The organism is Massilia genomosp. 1 (assembly GCF_011682185.1).
Taxonomy (GTDB): domain Bacteria; phylum Pseudomonadota; class Gammaproteobacteria; order Burkholderiales; family Burkholderiaceae_D; genus Telluria_A; species Telluria_A rubra.
In genome coordinates this window covers 1-319 of sequence record NZ_WHJF01000482.1, presented here as the reverse complement: position 1 = coordinate 319, position 319 = coordinate 1, and the positions used below count along the sequence as shown (strand labels likewise).

Here is a 319-nt window from a genome sequence, read left to right as displayed (position 1 = left end):
CCAACAGGTCCAGCAAGGGCGCGAAGCGTTCGATGAAATGGCGGTAGCCCTGGACCACGCCGGACAAGTCCCAGCCATCCTGCACCAGGTCCTGCAGCGGCCTGCCTGATACGCCCGGCAGCGCGCTGGCCCGGCACACAAACAGCTTGTCCTTCACGCCCACACGCGCGAGCAGTTCTTCGAGAACGCCGGCATGGCTGGCCGGGTGGCCGAACATGCCGGGTGCGATCATGGCGTAGCCCTCCCACAGCATTTCCTTGCGCAGCAGTGCGCGCTCGGGCGCGTCGATGCTGCCGGCGCCCGAGAGCACCAGGGTCCA

At 67.7% G+C, this 319-nt stretch carries 1 pseudogene; it reads right to left on the bottom strand.

What is annotated here, in order from left to right:
• A pseudogene (locus F1735_RS34600) lies at positions 1 to 319 on the bottom strand (phenylacetic acid degradation operon negative regulatory protein PaaX); the annotation flags it as partial.